This window comes from Variovorax sp. 54, assembly GCF_002754375.1.
Lineage (GTDB): Bacteria > Pseudomonadota > Gammaproteobacteria > Burkholderiales > Burkholderiaceae_C > Variovorax.
In genome coordinates this window covers 3,330,168-3,349,346 of record NZ_PEFF01000001.1, presented here as the reverse complement: position 1 = coordinate 3,349,346, position 19,179 = coordinate 3,330,168, and the positions used below count along the sequence as shown (strand labels likewise).

The 19,179-nt window shown below is 69.1% G+C and carries 16 protein-coding genes; 11 read left to right on the top strand and 5 right to left on the bottom strand.

All coding sequences use genetic code 11. The annotated features are described in order from the left end of the window. Positions 1-10: 10 nt before the first annotated feature. Together boxC and CLU95_RS15540 are read right to left on the bottom strand one after the other, a co-directional pair. Positions 11-1,684, bottom strand: a complete 1,674-nt coding sequence (boxC, locus tag CLU95_RS15545; protein ID WP_099794386.1) for a 2,3-epoxybenzoyl-CoA dihydrolase — start codon at positions 1,682-1,684, stop codon at positions 11-13. 140 nt (positions 1,685-1,824) lie between these two features. Then, positions 1,825-2,769 (bottom strand): helix-turn-helix transcriptional regulator, encoded by a 945-nt coding sequence (locus CLU95_RS15540; protein ID WP_099794384.1) that lies wholly within the window; start codon positions 2,767-2,769, stop codon positions 1,825-1,827. A gap of 168 nt (positions 2,770-2,937) precedes the next feature. Here CLU95_RS15540 and CLU95_RS15535 point away from each other — a divergent pair, with 168 nt between their 5' ends. From CLU95_RS15535 to CLU95_RS15490, 10 genes are all read left to right on the top strand, one after another. After that, positions 2,938-3,432, top strand: a complete 495-nt coding sequence (locus CLU95_RS15535) for a 4-hydroxylaminobenzoate lyase (protein WP_099794382.1) — start codon at positions 2,938-2,940, stop codon at positions 3,430-3,432. After that, positions 3,429-4,979: a 3,4-dehydroadipyl-CoA semialdehyde dehydrogenase gene (locus tag CLU95_RS15530; protein WP_099794380.1), complete on the top strand. Its 1,551-nt coding sequence runs from the start codon at positions 3,429-3,431 to the stop codon at positions 4,977-4,979. The genes CLU95_RS15535 and CLU95_RS15530 overlap by 4 nt, the downstream gene beginning before the upstream one ends. Positions 4,980-5,008: 29 nt before the next feature. Continuing rightward, the gene (locus CLU95_RS15525) at positions 5,009-6,559 is read left to right on the top strand and encodes a benzoate-CoA ligase family protein (protein WP_099794378.1); all 1,551 of its coding nucleotides are present in this window, start codon (positions 5,009-5,011) and stop codon (positions 6,557-6,559) included. A gap of 157 nt (positions 6,560-6,716) precedes the next feature. Beyond that, the gene (locus CLU95_RS15520; protein WP_099794376.1) at positions 6,717-7,526 is read left to right on the top strand and encodes an alpha/beta fold hydrolase; all 810 of its coding nucleotides are present in this window, start codon (positions 6,717-6,719) and stop codon (positions 7,524-7,526) included. After that, positions 7,523-8,698 (top strand): ABC transporter substrate-binding protein, encoded by a 1,176-nt coding sequence (locus CLU95_RS15515; RefSeq protein WP_099794375.1) that lies wholly within the window; start codon positions 7,523-7,525, stop codon positions 8,696-8,698. The genes CLU95_RS15520 and CLU95_RS15515 overlap by 4 nt, the downstream gene beginning before the upstream one ends. Before the next feature lie 103 nt (positions 8,699-8,801). Further along, on the top strand, positions 8,802-9,674 hold the full coding sequence (locus tag CLU95_RS15510; protein WP_099794373.1) for a branched-chain amino acid ABC transporter permease: 873 nt from the start codon (positions 8,802-8,804) through the stop codon (positions 9,672-9,674). Further along, positions 9,671-10,654, top strand: coding sequence for a branched-chain amino acid ABC transporter permease (locus CLU95_RS15505; RefSeq protein ID WP_099794371.1), 984 nt, complete (start codon positions 9,671-9,673; stop codon positions 10,652-10,654). Before CLU95_RS15510 ends, CLU95_RS15505 begins: the two co-directional genes overlap by 4 nt. A 145-nt stretch (positions 10,655-10,799) precedes the next feature. Continuing rightward, entirely contained in the window at positions 10,800-11,555 is a 756-nt protein-coding gene (locus tag CLU95_RS15500; protein WP_099794369.1) for an ABC transporter ATP-binding protein, read from the top strand. Between the two features lie 2 nt (positions 11,556-11,557). Then, complete coding sequence (locus CLU95_RS15495) at positions 11,558-12,259, top strand: ABC transporter ATP-binding protein (protein ID WP_099794368.1); 702 nt, start codon at positions 11,558-11,560, stop codon at positions 12,257-12,259. 156 nt (positions 12,260-12,415) lie between these two features. After that, positions 12,416-14,371 carry a sigma-54-dependent Fis family transcriptional regulator gene (locus tag CLU95_RS15490; RefSeq protein WP_099794366.1) on the top strand — a complete coding sequence of 652 codons (1,956 nt, stop codon included), beginning with the start codon at positions 12,416-12,418 and terminating at the stop codon, positions 14,369-14,371. Here CLU95_RS15490 and CLU95_RS15485 read toward each other — a convergent pair. Together CLU95_RS15485 and CLU95_RS15480 are read right to left on the bottom strand one after the other, a co-directional pair. Then, entirely contained in the window at positions 14,368-15,582 is a 1,215-nt protein-coding gene (locus tag CLU95_RS15485) for a glycosyltransferase (RefSeq protein WP_099794364.1), read from the bottom strand. The two genes, CLU95_RS15490 and CLU95_RS15485, sit on opposite strands and share 4 nt — an antisense overlap. Then, positions 15,579-16,223 (bottom strand): TetR/AcrR family transcriptional regulator, encoded by a 645-nt coding sequence (locus CLU95_RS15480; RefSeq protein WP_306512702.1) that lies wholly within the window; start codon positions 16,221-16,223, stop codon positions 15,579-15,581. Before CLU95_RS15480 ends, CLU95_RS15485 begins: the two co-directional genes overlap by 4 nt. A 226-nt stretch (positions 16,224-16,449) precedes the next feature. On the opposite strand from CLU95_RS15480, the gene CLU95_RS15475 reads away from it, so the two are divergent. Further along, the gene (locus CLU95_RS15475; RefSeq protein WP_099794362.1) at positions 16,450-18,252 is read left to right on the top strand and encodes an NAD(P)/FAD-dependent oxidoreductase; all 1,803 of its coding nucleotides are present in this window, start codon (positions 16,450-16,452) and stop codon (positions 18,250-18,252) included. Positions 18,253-18,279: 27 nt separating this feature from the next. Here CLU95_RS15475 and CLU95_RS15470 read toward each other — a convergent pair whose 3' ends face one another. Continuing rightward, on the bottom strand, positions 18,280-19,176 hold the full coding sequence (locus CLU95_RS15470; protein WP_099794360.1) for an alpha/beta hydrolase fold domain-containing protein: 897 nt from the start codon (positions 19,174-19,176) through the stop codon (positions 18,280-18,282). Positions 19,177-19,179: the final 3 nt, after the last annotated feature.

The following is a 19,179-nucleotide window of genomic DNA, read 5'->3' as shown; positions in this document are numbered from 1 at the left end:
TGCTGGGTGCTCAAACGCGGTTCAGATCGAAGCCGGCCTTCTGGCCGGTGCCGTAGACCTTCAGCGCGCCCTTTTCGCCGACGGCGTTGGGGCGGTTGAAAATCCAGTTCTGCCAGGCCGTGAGGCGGCCGAAGATGCGGGTGGCCATGTTCTCCTTGCTCGCGAAGCGCAGGTTGGCTTCGAGGCCGGTGAGTGCGTCAGGCGACATGGCGGCGCGCTCTTCGATGGCGATGCGGATCTCGTCGTCCCAGTCGATGTCGTCGGGCGCGGCGGTCACGAGGCCGAGCTTCATGGCCTCGTCGGCGTCGAGCGCCTGGCCGGCGGCAGCGCGCGCAGCTTCGAGCGGTGCGGCCTCTTCATAGAAGCGGCGCTGCAGGCGGCTCTGGTCGTTCACCATCGGGAAGAAGCCGAAGTTGAATTCGTTGAGCGTGAGCTTCGGTGCGCGCGCGGCGTCGTCGGGCAGCGCGAGCATGTAGGTGCGATCGGCCGCGAAGGCCAGCTCGGCCAGCGTGCCGGCAAAGCACGAGCCGGCCTCGACCAGCGCGAACAGGCTGCGCGACGACACATCGAGGCGCGCCAGCGTGCGGCGCAGGCCGCCGATGGTTTCGCGCACCAGCCAGTGGTCCTTGTTGGCGAACATCACGGCATCCGATGCGAGCACGGCGGCGGCGTCGCCTTCGGTCTTGAGCAGCCAGGTGCCGATGTCGAGTTCGTTGGTGCGCAGGTTGAGGATGGCGTCGTCGAGCTCACGGCACACGGCCAGCGGCCACCAGGCGGCGCCCGCGGCTTCAATGGCGGCGACGTCGGCCGGCTGCGCGCCGGTGGGCGCCTTCACGGTGATCGTCGCGGTGCGCTTGCTGCGGTCGATCTGCACGTTGACGTGGGCATACGCGATGCCGTCGGCGCTGTCGGTGCGCTCAACGCGGCTCAGGGCCACGCCCTTGCCGCCGGCGGGGCGGTCGCTGCCGGCGGCGAGTTGTGCGGCGCGTTCCTGCACGGCGGCGGGAAACTGCGCGGGCTTGGCCACGGCATCGACGAGGCGCCAGTCGACCGCGCGCTGGCCGCGCACGCCTTCGACGCTGGTGCAGAAGATGTCGGCGAGGTCGTGGCGCACGTGGCGCTTGTCGGTCACGCGGGTCAGGCCGCCGGTGCCGGGCAGCACGCCGAGCAGGGGCACTTCGGGCAGCGAGACCGACGAGGAGCGGTCGTCCACCAGCAAAATTTCGTCGCAGGCCAGTGCCAGTTCGTAGCCGCCGCCGGCGCAGGCGCCGTTCACGGCCGCGAGGAACTTCAGGCCCGAATACTTCGAGGTGTCTTCCATGCCGTTGCGCGTCTCGTTGGTGAACTTGCAGAAGTTCACCTTCCAGGCGTGGCTCGAAACGCCCAGCATGAAGATGTTGGCGCCCGAGCAGAAGATGCGGTCCTTGCCGCTGGTGACGATCACGCTGCGCACTTCAGGATGCTCGAAGCGGATGCGGTTGAGCGCGTCGTTCAGCTCGATGTCCACGCCCAGGTCGTAGCTGTTGAGCTTGAGCTTGTAGCCGGGGCGAATGCCGCCGTCTTCCGCGATGTCGAGCGTGAGGCGCGCAATGGCGCCGTCGAAGCTCAGCGACCAGTGGCGGTACTGAGCAGGTTCGATGCGGTAGTCGACGCGCTGGGGCGCCTGGAGCGTGGTGTCGGTCATGCGGAAGTCTCCTGTGGGGCTGTGTTCAGAAAACCGTGAACAGGAATAATAATGCACTTCCTTGTTCCGATGACATGCATCATGCTGCATGCAAACAGGCAAGTCAATGCCTGTTGTGCTTTTTTTCAGATTGCGGAGGCCTAGACCAGGCCTATGGATTGGCGGGCGACCGTGCGCAGCGCCTGGAAGCTCTGCTGGAGCGTCTTACCACTCGTGTCCACCGACAGGTCCGCCTTCGAATAGAACGCGGCGCGCCCGTTCAGGATGCGCCGCAGGTCTTCCATGGCTTCCTTGCTGGCGGCCATCGGGCGGGTGTCGCCCTGCGCGGCCACGCGGCCCATGTGCTCCTCGGGCGCGGCCTGCAGCCACACGGTGGTGCAGTGGGCGAGCAGCTCGTTGAAGGTGGCCGGGTCGGACACGATGCCGCCGGGCGTGGCAATGACCACCTCGCTGTAGATCTGCACCGCTTCTTCGAGCGCGCGGCGCTCGTAGCGGCGGTAGGCGTTGGTGCCGTACAGGTCGTGGATTTCGCGCACGCTGCAGCCGGCGAGCTTCTCGATCTCGCGGCTCAGTTCGATGAACGGAATCTCGAGGTCTTCGGCCAGCATCTGGCCCAGCGTCGACTTGCCCGCGCCGCGCAGCCCCACCAGCGCGATGCGCCGGTGCCGCGCCGGATCGACCGAGGCCGTGCCCAGCATCTCGCCGAGTGCCACGCGCACGCGGCGCAGGTCGGCCTCGCTGCGGTGCTCGAGCAGTTCGCGAATCAGCAGCCACTCGGGCGAGCTGGTCGTCACGTCGCCCACCAGCTCGGCCAGCGAGCAGTGCAGCGCCCCGGCCACCTGTTGCAGCACCAGGATCGATGCGTTGCCGATGCCGTATTCCAGGTTCGCCAGGTGGCGCTCCGAGACGTCGGCCGACAAAGCCACCGCCTTGCGCGTGAGGCCGCGCTGCGCGCGCAGATTGCGCACGCGGTCGCCCAGTGCCGCCAGCAGTGGGTTCTTGGCCTCCCCGGCCACGGCGGCGCCGTGGTTGCCGGTGCCGCCCTCGGGCGCGGTGGCCAGCACCGCGTCTACATGCTCGTTCATGCCATTCCTCGTTCTTCGCCGGGATTGTGCGCGCTCAGGGTAAACACCATAGATGCACTATATTGCTTGACACCTGTTGTCTCGCTGCTTATTGTTCGATCACACGCAAGATACTGCACGCGCAGCCTTCCTGCAAGAAGTCGATAGTTCATCCGTTCGAGGCCCACGATGTCCGACACCTCCACGCCCGCCACCGGCAAGGCGGCATTTCACCAGCTGATCGCCGGCCTGACCGCCGAGATCGCCGGCCAGCCGCTCGACGACACGCTCGACCAGTGGCTCAACACCACCCACGGCGCCGGCAGCGACCGCTTTGCGCAACTGCGCCAGGCCTGCATCGGCGGCGTCGCCGAAGGCTGGCTGTGCGACCGCGAAGGTGGCGGCATCAAATACGGCCGCGTCTTCAAGGCCGAAGACGCGCTGCATCGCTTCTCGGTCGACGTGGTCGACATGCAGGACCTCGCCGGCCCGCACCACACGCACCCGAACGGCGAGATCGACCTGATCATGCCGCTCGACGACACCCCCGCCGCCACCTTCGACGGACGGCCCGCGGGCTGGTGCGTCTACGGGCCCGGCACCGCACACCGCCCGACCGTGGCCCAAGGCCGCGCGCTGGTTCTCTATCTCCTGCCCGAAGGGCAGATCAAGTTCACCCCATGACCGACCTTCTCGCCAACCACGTCGCCGGCCGCTGGCAAAGCGGCACGGGCGCCGGCACGCCCCTGTTCGACCCGGTGCTCGGCACCGAACTCGCACGCGTCGACGCCACCGGCCTCGACCTGCCCGAAGCTTTCAGCTTCGCCCGCGCACAGGGCGGCCGCGCGCTGCGCGCCCTCACCTACCGCCAACGCGCCGGCCTGCTCGCCGCCATCGTGAAGGTGCTGCAGGCGAACCGCGACGCGTACTACGAGATCGCCACCGCGAACTGCGGCACGGTGAAGAACGACTCGGCCGTCGACATCGACGGCGCGATCTTCACGCTCGGCCAGTACGCCAAGTGGGGCGATGCGCTCGGCGACGTGCGCGCGCTGCGCGACGGCGACGCCGTGAAGCTCGGCAAGGAGCCCGTGTTCCAGTCGCAGCACCTGCAGGTGCCGACGCACGGCGTGGCGCTGTTCATCAACGCCTTCAACTTCCCCTCGTGGGGCCTGTGGGAAAAGGCCGCGCCCGCGCTGCTGTCGGGCGTGCCCGTGATCGTGAAGCCCGCCACGGCCACCGCCTGGCTCACGCAGCGCATGGTGAAGGACGTCGTCGATGCGGGCGTGCTCCCGGCCGGCGCGCTGTCGGTCATCTGCGGCAGCTCGGCCGGCCTGATGGACCAGTTGCAGCCCTTCGACGTGGTCTCGTTCACCGGCTCGGCCGAGACGGCCGCCCTCATCCGTTCGCACCCGGCCGTGGCCGAGCGTTCGGTGCGCGTGAACATCGAGGCCGACAGCCTCAACAGCGCCCTGCTGCTGCCCGGCGCCGCGCCCGGCAGCGAGGCCTTCCACCTGCTCGTGCGCGAAGTGGTGCGCGAGATGACGGTCAAGTCGGGCCAGAAATGCACCGCCATCCGCCGCATCCTGGTGCCGGCCGAGGTGTACGACGCCGCTGCCGAAGCCATCGGCGCCAAGCTCGCGGGCGTGACCGTCGGCAACCCGCGCAACGAGAACGTGCGCATGGGTTCGCTCGTGAGCCGCGCACAACTGAACGCGGTGCGCGACGGCCTCGACGCACTGGCCACGCAAACCACCGTGCTGCACGACAGCAGCAACAAGCCCCTCATCGACGCCGACCCCGCCGTGGCCGCCTGCATCGGCCCCGTGCTGCTGGGCGCGCGCGACGCCGATGCGGCGCAGCGCGTGCACGACGTGGAAGTGTTCGGCCCGGTCGCCACGCTGCTGCCCTACAACGACCTCGCGCACGGCATCGCGCTCGCGCACCGTGGCCAGGGCTCGCTCGTCACCTCGCTGTACGGCAGCGACGATGCCGCGCTGGCACAGGCCGCGCTGTCGGTCGCGCCGAGCCACGGCCGCGTGCATGTCATCACGCCCGAGGTGGCGCAAGCCCACACCGGCCACGGCAACGTGATGCCGATGTCGATGCACGGCGGCCCCGGCCGCGCAGGCGGTGGCGCCGAACTGGGCGGCCTGCGCGCGCTCGATTTCTATCACCGCAAGAGCGCGGTGCAGGCGAGCCCCGGCGTGCTCGCCGCCCTCGGCCTCTAGCCCCCGCACAGGCCCCAAGGAGACACACGATGAGCAGCCTGCCCGCACGATTCAACTTTGCCGAACACCTGTTCGCCCTCAACCGCAGCCGCGCCGAACGCACCGCCTACATCGACGACCGCGGCACGCTGGGCTACGGCCAGCTCGAAGACCGCGCGCGCCGCCTGGCCGCCGCGCTGAAAGCCGCGGGCATCCGCCGCGAAGAGCGCGTGCTGCTGCTCATGCTCGACGGCAACGACTGGCCCGTGAGCTTTCTGGGCTGCCTCTGCGCGGGCATCGTGCCCGTGGCCGTGAACACGCTGCTCACGCCCGACGACTACGCCTACATGCTCGACCACAGCCGCGCGCAGGCGGTGCTGGTGTCGGGCGCGCTGCTGCCGACCTTGCAGGATGCGATGGCGCGCGGCGGCCATGAAGTGCAGACGCTGTTCGTGTCGCAACCGACGGGCGCATTGCCCGAGGGCGCGCAAGAGTTCGAAGCCGCACTCGCCGCCGTCGAGCCCCTGCCCGCACCGGCACCCACCGCTTCGGACGACCCGGGCTTCTGGCTCTACTCCTCCGGCTCCACCGGCAAGCCCAAGGGCACGGTGCACACGCACGCCAACCTGTGGTGGACCGCCGAGCTCTACGGCAAGCCCGTGCTCGGCCTCACCGAAGACGACGTGTGCTTCTCGGCCGCCAAGATGTACTTCGCGTACGGCCTGGGCAATGCGCTGACCTTCCCGTTGTCGGTCGGCGCCACCGTCGTGCTGATGGCCGAACGCCCCACGCCCGATGCCACCTTCCGTCGTTGGACCGAACACCAGCCGACCGTGTTCTTCGGCGCACCTACAGGCTTCGCGGGCATGCTCGCCTCACCCAAGCTGCCCGCACGCGATGCGGTCGCGCTGCGCATGTGTTCGTCGGCCGGCGAGGCACTGCCGGGTGAGATCGCGCAGCGCTTCAAGGCGCACTTCGGCTGCGAAATCATCGACGGCATCGGCTCCACGGAGATGCTGCACATCTTCATCTCGAACCGCCCCGGCGACGTGCGCTACGGCACCACGGGCAAGCCGGTGGACGGCTACGAGGTCGAGCTGCGCGGCGAGGACGGCCGCCCCGTGCCCGACGGCGAGGTGGGCGACCTGTACATCTGCGGCCCGAGCTCGGCGCTCATGTACTGGTGCAACCGCGAGAAGTCGCGCGACACCTTCCAGGGCGGCTGGACCAAGAGCGGCGATAAGTACACGCGCGACGCCGACGGCTACTTCACGTACGCGGGCCGCAGCGACGACATGCTCAAGGTCAGCGGCATCTACGTGTCGCCGTTCGAGGTCGAGGCCACGCTGATGCAGCATCCGGCCGTGCTCGAGGCTGCGGTGATCGGGAAGGACGACGCCGACGGGCTCACGAAGACCAAGGCATTTGTGGTGCTGAAGGACGGCGCTGCGGTGACTGAGGACGAACTCAAGGCGTTCGTGAAGGAGCGGTTGGCGCCTTACAAGTACCCGCGGTTTCTGGAGTTCGTGAGCGAGTTGCCGAAGACGGCGACGGGAAAGATTCAGCGGTTCCGGCTGCGCGAACGCGAGAAGCAGGCGTGAACATGCGCACGAGGTTCCCGCGTTGTCCCCTCTCCCTCTGGGAGAGGGTCAGGGTGAGGGCATCGGCCTTCGCACACGCACAGCCTTCGCGAGCGCCGCTGGCCCTCACCCCCACTCTCTCCCAGAGGGCGAGGGAGCAACAGCCAGAGGCCATGCAATGAGCACCACCTTCGCCACCATCGACTGGCGCGGCCGCCCCATCCGCATCGAGTGCCAATGGATCGCCCCCGAACGCGGCGCCGATACCCCGCTCATCGTGTTCCTGCACGAAGGCCTCGGCTCCCTCGCCATGTGGAAGGACTTCCCCGCGCAAGTCTGCGAAGCCGCCGGTGCACGCGGCCTCGTGTTCTCGCGCCCCGGCTACGGCCGCTCCACGCCGCGCGCCGAAGACGAGATCTGGGACGTCGACTTCATGCACCGCCAGGCGCACGAGGTGCTGCCCGCGCTGTTCGCCGCACTGAAGCTCGGCGACGAAAAGCCCTGGCTCTTCGGCCACAGCGACGGCGGTTCGATCTCTCTGCTGTATGCCGCACGCTTCCCCGACAAGGTCGCAGGCCTCGTGGTGCTCGCGCCGCACCTCTTCGTGGAAGACAAGACCGTCGCGAACATCGAGATCGCGCGCACCGCGTACCGCACGACCGACCTGCCCGCCAGGCTCGGCCGCTACCACGACAGCACGGACTCGGCCTTCTGGGGCTGGAACCGCATCTGGCTGCACCCGCCCTTCCGCGACTGGAACATCGAGGCCGAGCTAGCCACCATCCGCTGCCCCGTGCTTGCGGTGCAGGGCATCGACGACGAGTACGGCACGCTCGCGCAGATCCGCGACATCGCACCGCGCGTGGCAGGGAAATGCGAGCTGCTCGAAATCCCTGAATGCGGGCATTCCCCGCATCGCGATCAGCCGGATCGTGTCATCGTCGCGACCGCTTCTTTCATCACCAACAACAGGAGACAGACACCATGACGAACCTTCGCACCGCGCGCCTGGCGCTCACGGCCATCGCCTTCGCCGCACTGGCCACCGCCGCCGGCGCACAGGGCACGGGCAAGCTCAAGGTCGGCCTGATGCTGCCCTACAGCGGCACCTACACCGCCCTGGGCGTGGCCATTGAAAACGGCTTCAAGCTCTACGTGGAACAGCAGGGCGGCAAGCTCGCGGGCCGCGAGATCGAATACTTCAAGGTCGACGACGAGTCCGACCCCGCCAAGGCCACCGACAACGTCAACAAGCTCATCAAGCGCGACAACGTCGACGTGATCGTCGGCACCGTGCACTCGGGCGTGGCGATGGCCATGGCCAAGGCCGCCAAGGAAAGCGGCACCGTGCTCATCGTGCCGAACGCCGGCGCCGACGCGGTGACGGGCCCCATGTGCGCGCCCAACATCTTCCGCAGCTCGTTCAGCAACTGGCAGCCGGCTTTCGCCATGGGCGAAGTGGCGGCCAAGCAGCAGGGCAAGAAGAAGGTGATGACCATCACCTGGAAGTACGCGGCCGGCGAAGAGTCGGTCAACGGCTTCAAGGAAGGCTTCGAGAAGAACGGCGGCAAGGTCGACAAGCAGCTCACCCTGCCCTTCCCCAACGTGGAGTTCCAGGCGCTGCTGACCGAGATCGCCGCGGCCAAGCCCGATGCGGTGTACGCCTTCTTCGCGGGCGGCGGTGCGGTGAAGTTCGTCAAGGACTACCAGGCCGCCGGCCTGAACAAGACCATCCCGCTGTACGGCCCCGGCTTCCTGACCGACGGCACGCTCGACGCGCAGGGCGAATCGGCGCAAGGCATGCTCACCACGCTGCACTACGCCGACGGCCTGAACACCCCGCGCGACAACGCCTTCCGCGTGGCCTATGCCAAGTCGTTCAAGCTGCAGCCCGACGTGTACGCGGTGCAGGGCTACGACGCCGCGCAGATGCTGGGCGTGGGCTTGAACGCCACCAAGGGCGACATCTCGAAGAAGGCCGAGTTCACGGGCGCGATCGAGAAGGCGAAGATCGACAGCCCGCGCGGCACCTTCACGGTGAGCAAGTCGCACAACCCGGTGCAGGACATCTACCTGCGCAAGGTCGAGGGCAAGGAAAACAAGCTGGTGAGCACGGCCATCAAGGGCCTGTCTGACCCCGCTCGCGGCTGCCGGATGTAAGTAAGGCCACGGGCCTTCGGTTCTCTCTCGTTCCCTCGCGGCCCTGACCGAGTTCAGGGCTGCGAGCCGCCTTGCGGCAACCACAACCAACTGGGATCTCACGGTGGATTTCGGAACCTTTCTCGTGCAGTGCCTGAACTCCGTTCAGTACGGCCTGCTGCTCTTTCTCGTGGCCTCGGGGCTGACGCTGATCTTCGGGATCATGGGCGTCATCAACCTCGCGCACGGGAGCTTCTACATGATCGGCGCCTACCTGGCGTTCTCGCTGGCGCCGCTGTTCGGCGACCAGTTTCTGCTGATGCTGGTGGCCGGCGTGGTGCTGGCCGCGATCTTCGGCTACGTGCTGGAGTGGGCCTTCTTCAGCTACCTCTACCAGCGCGACCACCTGCAGCAGGTGCTCATGACCTACGGTCTCATCCTGGTGTTCGAGGAGCTGCGCTCCATCTTCGTGGGCAACGACGTGCACGGCGTGAAGGTGCCCGCGTGGCTCGACGGCAGCTTCGCACTGGGCAACGTCATGAGCTACCCCTGGTATCGCCTGTTCGCCTCGGCCGCCTGCATCGTGCTGGCCGTGGGCCTGTACTACGTGGTGAACCGCACGCGCCTGGGCATGATGATCCGCGCCGGCGCCAGCAACCGCGACATGGTGCGCGGCCTGGGCATCGATGTGAAGCGGCTGTACCGCATCGTGTTCGCGGCCGGCGTGGCGCTCGCGGCGCTCGCCGGCATGATCGCCGCGCCGATGTCCTCGGTGTACCCGAACATGGGCGCGAGCGTGCTCATCATCTGCTTCGTGCTCGTGGTGATCGGCGGCATCGGCTCGATCACCGGGGCGCTCGTGGCCTCGCTGCTGGTGGGCTTTGTCGACACCTTCGGCAAGGTGTTCTTCGCCGACCTCAGCGGCATCGGCATCTACCTGCTGATGGCCATCGTGCTGATCTGGAAGCCCGAAGGCTTGATGGGGAGGCGGCCATGAGCCCCGTGGTTGCGTCTGTGTCTTCGTCGCCGCGGCGCGGCGCCTTCGTCGTGCCCGTGCTGTGCGCCATCGCCCTCGCCGTGGCCGGTCCGCTGCTGGGCAACTACGCGTCGGACTTCATCGTCAAGGTGATGATTTTGTCGATCTTCGCACTCAGCCTGGAGCTGCTGGTGGGCATGACCGGGCTCGTGAGCCTGGGCCATGCGGCCTTCTACGGCATCGGTGCGTACGTCACCGTGCTGGCCTCGGGCAGCGAGGGCGGCAACTTCGCGGTGCTGCTGGTGCTGTCGATGGGCGCGGCGGCGCTCTATGCGCTGTTCGTCGGCGCGCTGAGCCTGCGCACGCGCGGCGTGTACTTCATCATGGTCACGCTGGCCTTCGCGCAGATGGCCTTCTTCGTGTTCCACGACACCAAGGTCGGCGGCGGCAGCGACGGCATCTACCTGTACGTGCGCCCGGCCCTCGGCGCGCTCGACATGGAGAACCGCAGCGTGCTGTTCTATGTGGTGCTGGCCGCGCTGGTGTTCACCTACGGCCTGCTCGCGCTGGTGCGCCGCTCGCGCTTCGGCGCGGCGCTCGCGGGCATCCGCGTGAACGAGCAGCGCATGCGTGCCGCCGGCTTTCCGGTGTACGGCTACAAGCTCGCGGCCTTCGTGCTCGCGGGCGCGCTGGCCGGGCTCGCAGGCTTCCTGCTGGCCTCGCGCGACGGCGTGGTCAACCCCGAACTGATGGCCTGGCACAACTCCGGCGAGGTGCTGCTGATGGTGATCCTGGGCGGCCTCGGCCACCTGCGCGGCGCGGTGATCGGCGCCGTGGCCTTCACGCTGCTGAAGGAAGTCTTCTCGACGCATGCGGTGATGGGGCCGCTGGCGGATCACTGGCAACTCACGCTGGGCATTGCGATCATCGTGTTCGTGGCGTTGCTGCCGAAGGGGCTGATCGGTTTGGTGAAACGGCTGTCGCCGAAGGAGGCCCCATGACCGCTCCCGCGTTCGGTATTCGTCCCCTCTCCCGCTTGCGGGAGAGGATTAGGGTGAGGGCTGTCGGCCTGTCCACCGACCCGCGATTTTTACCGCCCCATGCCCTCACCCCAACCCTCTCCCCGAGGGGAGAGGGAGCAAGACAATGAACACCTCGGCCCTTCTTTCCGTCGCCGGCCTCACCCGCCGCTTCGGCGGCCTCACCGCCGTCAACGCCGTCACGCTCGACCTGCACATCGGCGAAGTGCATGCGGTGATCGGCACCAACGGCGCCGGCAAGTCGACGCTCATCAACATGCTCTCGGGCGAGATCGAGGCCTCCGAAGGCCGCATCGCGCTCGACGGCGTGGACATCACCGCGCGTGCGCAGTCGCGCCGCGCCCGCGACGGCGTGGGCCGCAGCTACCAGCGCACCACCATCTTCCCGGAGTTCAGCGTGCACGAGAACTGCCGCCTCGCCGCGCAGGCCGCCACGGCCAAACCGTGGGCGATCTGGCAGTCGTCGCAGCGCTGCGCCACCAGCAACGCGTCGGCCGACGCCGCGCTCGACGCCGCCGGCCTCACGGCCGAAGCCCGACGCATCGCCGGCACGCTGAGCCACGGCGCGCAACGCCAGCTCGAAGTGGCGATGTGCCTGGCCACCCACCCGCGCGTGCTGCTGCTCGACGAGCCGCTCGCCGGCATGGGCGCCGAAGAAACCGACCGCATGCTCACTTTGCTTGCGCGGCTGAAGGCCACGCACGCCATCCTGCTGGTGGAGCACGACATGGACGCCGTGTTCCGCATCGCCGACCGCATCACGGTGATGGTGAACGGCACCGTCATCGCCACGGGCGACCCGAAGTCGATCCGCGAGAACCCCGAAGTGCGCACGGCCTACCTCGGCGAGGAGCAACACTGAAAATGCTGATCGTTCGCGACCTCAACACCTACTACGGCAACAGCCACATCCTGCGCGGCGTGCACGCCGGCATTCCCGCGGCGACCTCGGTCGGCCTGCTCGGGCGCAACGGCATGGGCAAGACCACGCTCATCCGCACGGTCATGGGCTACGTGCGTCCGGCTTCAGGCGAGGTGCAGGTCGACGGCCGCACCGTCACCGGCCTGCCGCCCGAGAAGATGGCGCGCCTGGGCATCGGCTACGTGCCCGAGGGCCGCGGCATCTTTCCGAACCTGTCGGTGCGCGAGAACCTCGTGATGAGCGAACGCGCCGGCGCCGACGGCCAGCGCGCCTGGACTTTCGACCGCGTGATGGCCACCTTCCCGCGCCTGTCGGAGCGGCTCTCGCACGGCGGCCAGCAGCTGTCGGGCGGCGAGCAGCAGATGCTGTCCATCGGCCGCGCGCTCATGACCAATCCGCGCCTCTTGATCCTCGACGAAGCCACCGAAGGCCTCGCGCCGCTGATCGTGGCCGAGATCTGGCGCGTGATCAGCGAGATCCGCGCGACGGGTATCGCCACGCTGATCGTCGACCGCGACTACCGCAAGGTGCTCGCGCACACGGACCTGGCGGTGGTGATGGAGAAGGGGCAGATCGTGCGGCATGGGGCGTCGGCCGAACTGCTGGCGGAGCCGAAGGTGCTGGAGGAACTGCTGGGCGTGTGAGCGACGCGCGGGCCGCGCGTCCGCTCTCGCTGTGTGCAGGAGTAACACGTCCGTTCCACCGGGTTTCACCTCTCTCCTGCGACAGTGCGACAGCCGAATCATGTCCGGCTGCGCAGCCTCTCCCCGTGCCGCGCCCACCCACGCACGAGGCTGCGCATGACGTCCCTGCAATCGCGCCACATCGACAACGTCTATTCGATCGCCACCGGCACGGCGCTGCTGGCCGATCCGGCGGCGAGCCTGGTGCACAAGTCGTGGGCACGCTGCGTGCGCGACCACGGGCTTGATCCGTCGCGGCCGACGCCGGCGCGCATCCTGCCGGCGCAGGAGGTGCGCGTGCACCAGCAGCAGCTCGAGCACTTTCTGCGCGCGGCGCGTGCGGGCATGGAAGACATCTACCGCCGCGTGGCCGAGCTGGGCTACATGGTGCTGCTGACCGATGCCGAGGGCATCACGGTCGACTACATCGGCAACCCGGCCTGGGACGACCAGCTGCGCCGCGCCGGCCTGTACCTGGGCGCCGACTGGAACGAGGCGCACGCCGGCACCTGCGGCGTGGGCACCTGCCTGATCGAGCGCCAGCCGATGACCTGCCACCAGACCGAGCACTTCGACGCCACGCACATCGCGCTCACCTGCACGACGGCGCCGCTGTTCGACCACAGCGGCAAGCTCACGGCCATCCTCGACGTGTCGGCGCTGCGCTCGCCCGAGGCGCGCGAGAGCCAGCACCTGGTGCGGCACCTGGTGTCGATGTACGCGCGGATGATCGAGGACGCCGACTTTCTGCGGCACTTTCGCGGCCACTGGATCTTGCGGCTGGGCAGCGCCTTCGGACTGGTCGACGTGGCGGGCGAGGTGATGCTGGCCTTCGACGATGGCGGTACGGTGGTGGGCGCCAACGGTGGCGCGCGCGAGGTCTTCTCGGGGCTGCAGCAACCCCTGCGGGGCGGCGCGGTGTCGGAGCTGCTGCATATGCCGATGGATGCGATCTGGCGCCTGGGCAACGGCGGCGCATCCGCCCTGCCCTTCGCGCACACGGTGCTGCTGCCCGGTGGCGGCGAGTACCACGCCTCGCTGATCGCGCCGCGCCTGCGGCGCTCGCCGGCCACGGCGCCCGCATCACCGGCGCCCCAACCTTCGGACCGCCTGCCGCCGCTCGAACGCATCGCGGGCGAGGACGATCCTGCGATGCAGCAGCTGATCGCGCAGGCGCGCCGGCTGGTGGACCGCGGCATCCATGTGCTGGTCGAGGGTGAGACCGGCAGCGGCAAGGAGGTGCTTGCGCGCGCGCTGCATGGCGCGAGCCGGCGCGCGGCGCTGCCCTTTGTGGCGGTGAACTGCGCGGCCATTCCCGATTCGCTGATCGAGAGCGAGCTCTTCGGCTACACGCCGGGCAGTTTCACCGGCGGCCGCGCCAAGGGCATGAAGGGACTGATCGCGCAGGCCGACCGCGGCACGCTGTTTCTCGACGAGATCGGCGACATGCCGATGGCGCTGCAGACGCGGCTGCTGCGCGTGCTGTCCGAAGGCGAGGTGCTGCCGCTGGGCGCCGAGTCGCCGCAGCGCGTGGACCTTGCGGTGGTGGCGGCCACGCACCGCGACCTGTCGGCGCTGGTCGCGGCCGGGCGCTTTCGCGAGGACCTGTACTACCGCCTGTGCGGCGCGGTGCTGAAGCTGCCGCCGCTGCGCGCGCGACGCGACCGGCGGTATCTGATCGAAGCGATGTTCCACGAAGAAGCGGCGGCGATGGGCTCGACCGCGCGGCTGTCGGAGACCGCGATGCTGCGGCTGATGGCGCATGACTGGCCGGGCAATCTGCGCGAGTTGCGCAATGTGCTGCGGCTGGCGCTCGCGCTCTGCACAGGCGCGAGCATCACGCCCGAGGAGCTGCGCCTGGCGCCGTATCGGCCATCGCTCGACCACCGCGACGCCACGCCCCCTGCGATCGACAACGACGACGACAGCGCCGCCGAGGCCACGCGCCTGCTCGACGCGCTGCAGCGCCACCGTTGGCATGTGGCGCGGGCCGCGCAGGCGCTCGGCATCAGCCGCGCCACCGCGTACCGCCACATGAAGCGCTTCGGCATCGTGGCGCCGCAGCGCGGCTAACGCCTCAGGATCTGCTCGATGGCGCGCACGGCCATGCCCAGGCCGTCTTCCGCGCGCATGCGTTCGCCCAGCGCACGGGCCCGCGCGCGCACCTGCGGGTCGTGCGCGAACGCGATGCCGCGCGCCAGGTCGTCAGCGCCGAACCGGGCACCCGCCACCGCGGGCGGTGCCACACCCGCCTGCGCGAGGTGGTGGGCCCAGAACGCCTGGTCGCCCGCGAACGGCACGACCACCGAGGGCACGCCCGCGCGCGCGGCCGAGTGGCTGGTGCCCGAGCCGCCGTGGTGCACCGCCAGCGCCATCTGCGGAAACAGCCAGTCGTGCGGGGTGTCGCCGATGGCGTGGAAATTCGGCGGCAGCTGCTCCCCATCGAGGCCGCTCCATCCGGGATGCAGCACCGCGCGCCGGCCGGCCATGCCATCGACGAGGGCTGCGAGCAGCCGCGCCTTGTCGAAACCCGTCATGCTGCCGAAGCCGATGTAGACAGGTGCCTCGCCGGCCGCGAGAAAGTCGCGCAGCGCCGCCGGCGGCTGCCAGTCGGGCGCGGGCGCGAGCCACTGGCCGCACACGGCGGCGTTGGCGGGCCAGTCGGCCGGTCGCGGCAGCAGGCTCGGCGAATAGCCGTAGAGCGCGGGGTGCGTGGTCCACAGGCGGCGGCGCGGCGGCAGGCCGCAGACCTCGGCGCGCGCGGCATTCACGGCCGGCCGGAAGGCGCGCCAGAGCAGCCCGTTGACGAGGTGATGGCTCGCGCGATTCAAAAAGCGCGGCACGCGGGCGGGCGGCAGGAAGGGCGAGGCGAACGCGGCCGTCGGCGTGAGCGGGAACATGCCCGCGCCGATGGCGGGCACGCCCAGCGCCTCGGCCGCCGACAGGCCCACGAAGGCCGCGAGTCCCGCGCAGACGATGGCGTCGCAGCCCTGCGCGGTCTCGACGGTCTGGCGCAGCCAGGGCGTGGCGTTGGCATTGGCGATGTCCGCGAGCGCCTTGGCGGCCGCGGCCGGCTTGTCGCCCTGCGCGATGACACCACCGAGCGCCTGCCGGATGTCGCCGGCCAATGCCTGCGAACGCACGCCGAGCCGTTCGGCTGCACCGAGCGTGGTCGCGTCCGCCAGCAGCACCGACGCATGGCCCGCGTCGTCCAGCGCGCGGCACAGCGCGGCGAGCGGGCGCGCGTCGCCCTCGGTGCCGTAGGTGAGCACGGCGATCTTCATGAGGAGCGCCTCCTTGCGACGGGTTTCGGGGCCGCGCGCGCGCCGCCGACGAAAAGGTCGACGACCACCGCGAACTCGTCGCGCAGCACGAGACCGGGCAGCGTGAGCCAGCGCATCAGCGCGCCGAAGTACAGGTGGTGCAGCAGGCTCGCGAGGTGCGCGGCCGACACGTCGGTGCGCAGCGTGCCGGCCTGCTGGGCGGCGGCGATGAGCACCTCGAACAACCCCGAGAGGTCGCGCGGCGTGCCGCGGTCACCGCCGCCGAGTTCGCTCTCGATGTTGAGAAAGCGAAAGCGGAAGTAGTCGAGCAGGTAGGCCCGGTAGCGCTCGGACCAGTCGGCCGACGCATCGAGCAGGCCGGTGAGCTGCACCGTGAAACCCGCCTTCGGGTCGATCGACGCATGCAGGCGCTGCGCATCGACCACGAGTTCCAGATGCACCCAGTGCGCCAGGATCGCTTCCTTGGTCGGGAAGTGGTTGTAGAGCGTGCCCTTGGCCACGTCGGACTGCTGCGCGATCTGCTCCATGGTGGTCGCGTCGTAGCCCTGGGCTTCGAACAGGCGCATGGCGGTGGACGCGACGTGGTCGAGCGTCTGGGTGCGGCGGCGCTCGCGGCGGCCGGGGGGTTCTGGTTCGATCACGGTTCGTGGCCCTTGAATTTGAACGTCGTCCAATCTTATACGACGTTCAAATTCTCATGCGCCGTCTCAGTCTCGGTGAGACAGCAACAAGCGCCTGCGACAAAACCCCCGCCAACCCCTTGATTCTTCGTCGCCCCCCGCACGGCACGAAAGCTGCGCCACGAACCCTGCGTGCGCCTTGCCGCGCCGCGATTCGATTCGTTCAACGACACAACGGAGACATGCAATGACAGACCCGACCACCGGCCCCACCCGGGCCGCCGCCCAATGGCTGGCCGACTTCGCCGCCGCGCTCGCACGCGGCGACATCGACGCAGCCGTCTCGCGGTTCGAGGCCGACAGCTACTGGCGCGACCTCGTCGCCTTCACCTGGAACCTGCGCACGCAGGAGGGCCCCGGCGCCATCCGCGCGATGCTGCAGGCGCGCCTGGCCGACACGCAGCCCACGGCCTTTGCGCTCGAAGGCGAAGCGACCGAGGCCGAGGGCGTGGTCGATGCATGGTTCACCTTCGAGACGCGCGTGGCACGCGGGCGCGGCCACCTTCGCTTGCGCAACGGCAAGGCCTGGACGCTGCTCACCACCATGACCGAGCTGAAGGGCCTCGAGGAAAAGACGGGAGACCACCGCATCAAGGGCGCGGAGCACGGCGTGCACAAGGGCCGCAAGAACTGGCTCGAGAAGCGCCGCGACGAAGAGGCCGCGCTGGGCTACACCGAGCAACCCGAGGTGGTGATCATCGGCGGCGGCCAGGGCGGCATCGCGCTGGGGGCGCGGCTGCGGCGGCTGGGCGTGCCCACCATCATCGTGGAGCGCAACGCCAAGGCCGGCGACTCCTGGCGCAAGCGCTACAAGTCGCTGTGCCTGCACGACCCGGTCTGGTACGACCACCTGCCCTACATGCCCTTCCCCGACGACTGGCCGGTGTTCGCGCCCAAGGACAAGATCGGCGACTGGCTCGAGATGTACACGAAGATCATGGAGCTCAACTACTGGAGTTCCACGAACGCCACCAAGGCGCGCTTCGACGAGGCCACGCAGCGCTGGGAAGTGCAGGTGGAGCGCGAGGGCAAGCCCGTGACGCTGCGCCCGAAGCAGCTGGTGTTCGCGCTCGGCGTGTCGGGCTACCCGAACGTGCCGAAGGTGGCGGGCGCCGAGAACTTCCTGGGCGACCAGCACCACTCCAGCCAGCACCCCGGGCCCGAGGCCTATGCGGGCAAGAAGTGCGTGGTGCTGGGCTCGAACAACTCGGCGCACGACATCTGCGCGGCGCTGTGGGAGCACGGCGCCGACGTGACGATGGTGCAGCGTTCGTCCACGCACATCGCGCCCTCGCAGTCGCTCATGGAGCTGGCGCTGGGCGGCCTGTACTCCGAGCAGGCGGTGAAGAGCGGCATCGACCACCACAAAGGCGACCTGATCTTCGCGTCGGTGCCCTACAAGATCATGCACACCTTCCACATCCCGGTGTACGAGGAGATGAAGAAGCGCGACGCCGACCTGTACGCGCGGCTGGAAAAGGCCGGCTTCCTGCTCGACTTCGGCGTGGACGGCTCGGGCCTGTTCATGAAGTACCTGCGGCGCGGCTCGGGCTACTACATCGACGTGGGCGCCTCGGAGCTGGTGGCCAACGGCAGCATCCACCTGAAGAGCGGCGTGAACATCGAGCGCGTGAACGCGCGCTCGGTCACGCTCACCGACGGCACCGAGCTGCCGGCCGACCTGCTGGTGTACGCGACGGGCTACGGCTCGATGAACGGCTGGCTCGCCGACCTGATCTCGCCCGAGATCGCCGACAAGGTCGGCAAGTGCTGGGGCCTGGGCTCCGACACGCCGAAAGATCCGGGTCCGTGGGAGGGCGAGCTGCGCAACATGTGGAAGCCGACGCAGGTCGAGAACCTGTGGTTCCACGGCGGCAACCTGCACCAGTCGCGCCACTACTCGCAGTTTTTGGCGCTGCAGCTGAAGGCGCGCATGGAAGGGATCGACACGCCGGTGTACGAACTGGCGGCGTCGCACCACAAGCGCTGAGCGCCTGACGCACGGGCCGGTGCGCGGTCAGTCGCCGCCGCGCACGATCCCCGCGATGGTGGCGCGCGCCGCCATCGCCTGCTTCACCGGCAGCAACGGCCAGACGTGGACCATGCCCTCGGCCTCGTGCATCTCGACCGGCACGCCCTGCGCCGCGGCCCGCACGTGCAGCGCCCGGCAATCCGCCAGCAGCAGGTCGCGCGTGCCGATGAAGACCGTGAGCCGGCCCAGCCCCTGCAGCGAACCGTGCAGCGGGCTCAGGTGCGGCAGGCCCGGGTCTTCGTCGCCGGCCCACCAGCGCCCTGCGGCCGCCAGCCCCGGACGGGCCAGCCACGGATCGACGGCTTCGAGCGCGGGGATCGCCGCGTTCGTCACCGTGAGGTCGAGCCAGGGCGAGACGAGCACGATGTCGCGCGGTTGCGGCAGCCCCAGCGCGGCAAAGCCCTGCGCGAGTGCGAGCGCAAGGCCACCGCCCGCTGAATCGCCCATCAGTACCAAGTGCCGCGGGTCGTGCGCAGCGGCCAGGGTGCGGTAGACCTCGTTCACCATCGCACAGGCCGGGCGGTACGTGTGCTCGGGCGCGAGTGGAAAGATCGGCACATGCGCGACGCAGCCCGTCGTTTCGACCAGCTCTGCCACCAGCCGCCAATGGAACGGCGAAATCTCGGCCACGTGCGCGCCGCCATGCAGGTACAGCAGCTGCGTCGTGCCCGCGCCGGACAACGGCGCCAGCGTGTAGCACGCGTGGCCATTCACCTGGCGCTGGCTGACCGTGCAGCGCTTGCGCACGGAGGCAGGCGGCTCGGCGCGCGCGGTCTTGCGGTCGTGCGCCACGGCCGCGCGCAACCCTTCGGCGCTTTCGAAACGGCGGCGACGGCCCAGGAGCTTCAGCAATGCGAGGAACAGGGGCCAGGGCAAGGTCATGAA

Bases quoted from the DNA above. Each gene is read 5' to 3' on its own strand.
- CLU95_RS15485 (WP_099794364.1), bottom strand. From the start codon at position 15,582: ATGAAGATCGCCGTGCTCACCTACGGCACCGAGGGCGACGCGCGCCCG.
- CLU95_RS15505 (WP_099794371.1), top strand. From the start codon at position 9,671: ATGAGCCCCGTGGTTGCGTCTGTGTCTTCGTCGCCGCGGCGCGGCGCC.
- CLU95_RS15535 (WP_099794382.1), top strand. From the start codon at position 2,938: ATGTCCGACACCTCCACGCCCGCCACCGGCAAGGCGGCATTTCACCAG.
- CLU95_RS15515 (WP_099794375.1), top strand. From the start codon at position 7,523: ATGACGAACCTTCGCACCGCGCGCCTGGCGCTCACGGCCATCGCCTTC.
- CLU95_RS15525 (WP_099794378.1), top strand. From the start codon at position 5,009: ATGAGCAGCCTGCCCGCACGATTCAACTTTGCCGAACACCTGTTCGCC.
- CLU95_RS15475 (WP_099794362.1), top strand. From the start codon at position 16,450: ATGACAGACCCGACCACCGGCCCCACCCGGGCCGCCGCCCAATGGCTG.
- CLU95_RS15500 (WP_099794369.1), top strand. From the start codon at position 10,800: ATGAACACCTCGGCCCTTCTTTCCGTCGCCGGCCTCACCCGCCGCTTC.
- boxC (WP_099794386.1), bottom strand. From the start codon at position 1,684: ATGACCGACACCACGCTCCAGGCGCCCCAGCGCGTCGACTACCGCATC.
- CLU95_RS15490 (WP_099794366.1), top strand. From the start codon at position 12,416: ATGACGTCCCTGCAATCGCGCCACATCGACAACGTCTATTCGATCGCC.
- CLU95_RS15495 (WP_099794368.1), top strand. From the start codon at position 11,558: ATGCTGATCGTTCGCGACCTCAACACCTACTACGGCAACAGCCACATC.
- CLU95_RS15540 (WP_099794384.1), bottom strand. From the start codon at position 2,769: ATGAACGAGCATGTAGACGCGGTGCTGGCCACCGCGCCCGAGGGCGGC.
- CLU95_RS15530 (WP_099794380.1), top strand. From the start codon at position 3,429: ATGACCGACCTTCTCGCCAACCACGTCGCCGGCCGCTGGCAAAGCGGC.
- CLU95_RS15470 (WP_099794360.1), bottom strand. From the start codon at position 19,176: ATGACCTTGCCCTGGCCCCTGTTCCTCGCATTGCTGAAGCTCCTGGGC.
- CLU95_RS15520 (WP_099794376.1), top strand. From the start codon at position 6,717: ATGAGCACCACCTTCGCCACCATCGACTGGCGCGGCCGCCCCATCCGC.